The following is a 5,163-nucleotide window of genomic DNA, read 5'->3' on the forward strand; positions in this document are numbered from 1 at the left end:
ACGAAGCAGCTGGTGGCGCCGAGGTGGAGGTACGCCTTCGCCTCCGGCGCCACTTCACCGAAGTGGTGGACGTGCGCCATCACGTCGTGCCGAAGCTCCGATTCCAGCTCCGCGACCCGGTTCAGGTCCAGTCGATCCCGGGCTGCTCGCATGGCAGCGATCGCGGATTCCGGGACGTCGACGCCGAGCTCACGTTCCGTTTCTGCCAGCGCAATCCACAGGTCCCGCCAGGTCAGAGCCTGCCGGAACGGTGAAAAGACGTCGGCCATGTCCGCCGAAGCGTAGCGTTCGATCAGCGGATGCGGATAGCGGTTCTGTGTGGCTGACAAATTACTGTACGTAGAAGGTGGTGATGTAGATGTTGCCATCCCGGTACACCCTGACCCGGATGCTACTACGTCCTGCGTAATACTGGAAGAGGTCGGCCACGTCCTCGGCCGAGGTCACCCGGCGCCGGTTGACCTCCACGATCACGTCGCCCACGCGCATCCCGGTGTAGGCGGCGTTGCGCTGCGATATTGCCGTGATCATGGCCCCGGAGTCGACCTGGAGCCTCCTTTCCACCGCGATCCCGGCGTCCACCGTGATGAGTTCGAAGCCCTCCAGGACCTGCAGCCGCTCGGCCGATTCGGACGGAAGCTCAGCCACCATCAGGAGGGCCTCGGCGGAGCGTCCCTGCCGCCGGTACTGAACCCGGACCTCCGATCCCACCCCGGCATCCAGGAGCCCGACCTCCCAGTCGAGCGGGCTGGCGATCGGCCGGCCGTCCACCGCCACCAGCACGTCGCCGGGCTCGAGGCCGGCCACCTCCGCGGGCGATCCCGGAGCCACGCGTCGAACGACCGTCTCGGAGAAGAACACGGTGTCGGAATCGACGGCGAGCGGGTCCACGCCCACGTACGGTCGCCGGATCCTGCCGAACCGGCGCAGCTCGTCGGCGATTCGGAGGGCCCGATCGATCGGGATCGCGAACCCGAGTCCTTCGGAGCCGCCGGAACGGGAGAAGATCGAGGAGTTGACGCCGATGACCTGTCCGTCGGCGTTCACCAGTGGCCCCCCGGAATTCCCGGGGTTGATGGACGCATCCGTCTGTACCATGTCCGCCAGCAGCGTCTGGCCTTCCTCGGCCGAACGGATGTCGCGGCCGATACCCGAGATCACTCCGGAGGTGACCGTGGCCTCGGCGTTGGCCAGCAGGTACCCGAAGGGGTTGCCGATCGCGATGGCCGGTTCGCCGACCATCAGGTCCGAGGAGGTTCCGAGTGGCGCGGCGGGGACCGCTCCTTCCGCGATCCGGAGCACCGCGATGTCCGTGAGCTCATCGGATCCCACGAGGGTTGCCGGGTGGACCCGACCGAGCGCGTCCGTCACCACGATGGAATCCGCGCCCCGAACCACGTGATCATTGGTCAGCAGAGTTCCATCGTCATCGATGGCGAAGCCGGAGCCGTACGATGGAAGCAGTCGGGATCTCGGGGCCCTCTGGCCGAAGAAATCCTCGAACAGGCTTCGCCGGGTCTGAACCGATCGCAGGATCGCGATGCTGACCACGGACGGGGCGACGCGGTTCGCGGCTTCCACGATCGGAGTCCACCGGCGACTGTCCGCAGCCGCCTGGTTCGAATCGACGGAACGCGACGCCGCGGGCCGCGATGTCAGGGCTTCCCCGTGCCCGGTCGCGGAGGCCGGAACGAGGTTGCCGGCCTCCGGAGAGCCGTGCTCCCAGGGCTTCGGGTCGCCCTCGTCGTCGGCTCCTGCCCGGGACCCGAGAAGCAGACCGACGGGAAATGCCGCGAGGAGCAGCACCAGGAAGGGGATCCATGTTCCGGGACCGGGTCGCTTCAAGCCGTTTCCTCCTCGGAGGTCGTCATCGGACCGCCCGGGAACACCCGCGCGGCCTCCACGCTCAGTGGGCGGTGTCTTCACGCTCGACGGGCCACAGGCCCGGAACGCCCTCCGGGCGATTCCAACCCGAGGGATACCGCACTCCCGTAAGATACAATCCTGACGCGGCCGCGGGAGCCGGCGGGCGCACGTCGGACGAACCGGCGAGGAGCCTGCGGACCTCATCGGGAGACCGCTGGTCGAGACCCAGCTCGAGCGTCGTGCCGACGAGGTAGCGTACCATCCGGTGAACGAATCGATCCGCGACGATCACCAGCCGCAGGTCTCCGAGGATCGTCGGCTTCCAGGCAGCCTCCTCCACCGTGCAGACCGTGCTGACCCCGGGCTGCCCCGACTTGGCGAATCCGGCGAAATCATGGCGCCCGAGGATGGCTCGTGTCGCGTCTGCCAGACGATCCGGATCCGGAGGACGGGCGATCCAGCCGGTGCCATGACGACGGTACGGGGCACGCCCGGCGGGACCGACGGCCACGTAATACTCGTATCGTCGGCCGGTGGCCTGGAAGCGGGGATGAAAATCCGGTTCGGCCTCCGAAAGGCGTTCGATCCATACGTCCCGGCCGAGGATGGAATCGAGGGCACGGTTCAACTCCGCCGGCGTCCACCGTGCCGGGGCGTCGAAGGCGACTTCCTGCCCTGCCGCGTGCACCCCGGCATCCGTTCGTCCGGCAGCCGTCACCCGAGCGTCGACTCCGAGCCTGCCGAGCGCGGCCTCGAACTCCCCCTGAACGGTGCGAACATCCGGCTGAATCTGCCAGCCGGCGAAGCCGGCGCCATCGTAGTGGATCGTGGCGCGGAAGCGCTTTCCCGCTGAAGCGTGCACGGCGCCAAGCTACCCGAGGGACGAAACGAGTGTCAACGCGCCCCGTGGGTCGCGGAGGAGTCAGATCTTTCGCAGGAGGACCGCCACGTCCCAGGGTCCCGGAACCGGAGACGCCACGCGGCTCAGAAACCAGATGGTCGAGGCGCCGTTCCGGAACGTTCCGACCAGAAACGGCGCCCGGGTGCAGGGAGGGCCGGACAGGCTCCGGGAGTCCGCGGCTTCCGGTTCCGGTGAAGGTCTGCGGGTCTCCATCTCTCCGGACTTCCTCAGTACTTCCGGATCACGCCGACGACGATGCCCTGGACGGTCACCCGCCGCGCTTCGAAATACATCGGCGTGAGGGACGGATTCGCCGGCTGGAGCCTGACGCGGTCGCCCGGCTCGCGGTAGAACTTCTTGACCGTGGCGTTTTCGCCATCGACGAGCGCGATCACCATCTCGCCGTTGTTCGCGGTGTCTCGGGCACGCACGATCACGTAGTCGCCGTCGCGGATCTGCTCTTCGATCATCGAGTCTCCCCGCACCCGAAGCACGTAGTGGGCAACCGGGCCGGAGACCATGTCCTCCGGGACCGCGATCGCCTCCTGGTCGGCGACGGCCTCGATCGGCTCTCCCGCCGCCACCGTGCCGAGCAGCGGCAGGTCCACGGCCGCGAGCCGCATCTCGGTTCGGGCGAGCTCGATCGAACGGCTCTCGTTGTAGTTCTTCCGGATGTAACCCTTGGCCTCGAGGTTCGAGAGGTGCTCGTGCACGGTGGCCAGCGAGCGGTACTGGAAGAACTCGGCGATCTCCTCGAAGCTGGGGGAGTAACCCCGCGCATCCAGGAAGCTCTCGATGAAATCCAGGATTTCTTTCTGGCGTCGCGTCAGGGCCATGACCTGTCCACTCCTGCGTGTCGGCGGAAACCGAACGGAAACCGAAGCGAAGCTACCCGAACAGGAACCGAAATGCAACCCGCAGACGGTTGGAATCCCCGCGGGTCCCCTGTATGTTCCTCGCCATTCGTGTGGGGGAGGGCGTGGCTCGGCGCGGAGGAACATGGAAAGCAGAGGACGCAGCAGGCGGCGTCAGCGCGGTGTGTGGGGTCGGAGGGTGCCGGTCCCGTCGGCGGTCCTCGTCGTCGCCGCGGCCCTCGCATGGCCGGCTGCCGGGGCCGGGCAGGAAGCGCCCGAGCCGGCGGCCCAGCGCATGGCGCCGGCGTTGCAAGCCGTGCTGGTCGGGGCGGATCCGGCCGACACCTTCGCGGTCATCATCGAGTACCGGGGGGGTGAACTTCCCCCCGTCGCCGCACCCGGGGTGGCTCGCAGCCTGAGGGCCGGATCCGCCGAGGCGCTCGGTCGCTTCGATGCGGTGCGCGAACAGATCGGGGCGGGGATTCGCGTCCGCGATCGACTCTGGGTCGTGCCCGCCGTGGTTGCCGTGGCGACACCCTCCGCGCTCGCGACGCTGGCCGCGGACTCAGCGGTGGAGCGCATCTATCTGGACGAGCCCCTTCCCGTGGTTCTGCCGCCGGTCGCCGGCGCGATCGCGCAACCGACCTACACGTCGCAGGCGATGCGGACCATCGGAGCCGACGCCGTCTGGGACCAGGGAGTCACCGGACGGGGGATCACCATCGCTTTCTTTGATTCGGGCGTCGATGGTGAGAACGCCATGGTGTCGTCGAGGTGGCGCGGGCGCGGCTCGGACCTGCGGGCGGCCTGGTTCGATCCCTTCACCCGGGCCTCGGCTCCGCAGGACCGGATCGGACACGGGACGCAGGTGGCGGTGGCCAGCCTCGGGGCGCTGGCCGCGGGCGACACCCTGAAGTTCCCGGATGGCGGCATGGTCGTGGCCTCATCGCCGCTCGATGTGGTCACCGGTCCGGCGCCCGAGGCGGAGTGGATCGCGGCCCGGGTCTTCGAGCGGTTCGGCAATGGGGTCTACACCCGCCGTTCCGTGCTTCTGCAGGCCTTTCAGTGGGCTCTCGATCCGGACGGAAATCCGGGCACGGCGGATGCTCCGGACATCATCAACAACAGCTGGGGTCTGTTTCCGGGCGCCGCGGATTTCGACGCCTGCACCGACATCCTCTACCAGGCCATCGACGCCGCGGAGGCCGCGGGCATCGCCGTTCTTTTCGCGTCGGGCAACACGGGCCCTTCCGTGGGATCGGTGACGCCACCCGGGGCGCGTGACGATCCGGAGCTCCGGAGCTTCGCGGTCGGCGCCACGGCCGGCGCTCCCGGCAGCCTGACCGTCGCCAACTACAGCGGCCGGGGTCCCTCGCCGTGCAGCGGCGGCATCAAGCCGGACCTCGTCGCCCCCGGCCAGGTGCCCGAGGTGCGAACCGACGGCCCCGACGCCGCGAGGCTCACCGGCTTCTCCGTCAGCGGGACCTCTTTCTCCGTGGCGCAGGTTTCGGGGGCCCTGGCTCTCGTCCTCCAGGTGCGTCC

The 5,163-nt window shown here is 68.6% G+C and carries 5 protein-coding genes and 1 pseudogene; 1 reads left to right on the forward strand and 5 read right to left on the reverse strand.

Features of this window, described 5'->3' with window-relative positions:
• The 5 genes and pseudogenes from AC36XV_RS10030 to lexA all read right to left on the reverse strand — a co-directional run.
• Positions 1-329, reverse strand: a pseudogene (locus tag AC36XV_RS10030) (adenylosuccinate lyase); the annotation flags it as partial.
• A gap of 1 nt (position 330) precedes the next feature.
• Positions 331-1,845 carry a trypsin-like peptidase domain-containing protein gene (locus tag AC36XV_RS10035; RefSeq protein WP_492203544.1) on the reverse strand — a complete coding sequence of 505 codons (1,515 nt, stop codon included), beginning with the start codon at positions 1,843-1,845 and terminating at the stop codon, positions 331-333.
• A gap of 61 nt (positions 1,846-1,906) precedes the next feature.
• Positions 1,907-2,728, reverse strand: coding sequence for a tRNA pseudouridine(38-40) synthase TruA (truA, locus tag AC36XV_RS10040; protein WP_492203545.1), 822 nt, complete (start codon positions 2,726-2,728; stop codon positions 1,907-1,909).
• Positions 2,729-2,788: 60 nt separating this feature from the next.
• The gene (locus AC36XV_RS10045) at positions 2,789-2,980 is read right to left on the reverse strand and encodes a hypothetical protein (protein ID WP_492203546.1); all 192 of its coding nucleotides are present in this window, start codon (positions 2,978-2,980) and stop codon (positions 2,789-2,791) included.
• 14 nt (positions 2,981-2,994) lie between these two features.
• The gene (lexA, locus tag AC36XV_RS10050; protein ID WP_492203547.1) at positions 2,995-3,603 is read right to left on the reverse strand and encodes a transcriptional repressor LexA; all 609 of its coding nucleotides are present in this window, start codon (positions 3,601-3,603) and stop codon (positions 2,995-2,997) included.
• Positions 3,604-3,766: 163 nt separating this feature from the next.
• Here lexA and AC36XV_RS10055 point away from each other — a divergent pair.
• A partial coding sequence (locus AC36XV_RS10055) for a S8 family serine peptidase (protein ID WP_492203548.1) occupies positions 3,767-5,163 on the forward strand: 1,397 nt, incomplete at its 3' end.

The sequence above is a fragment of the Candidatus Benthicola sp. genome (assembly GCF_058719085.1).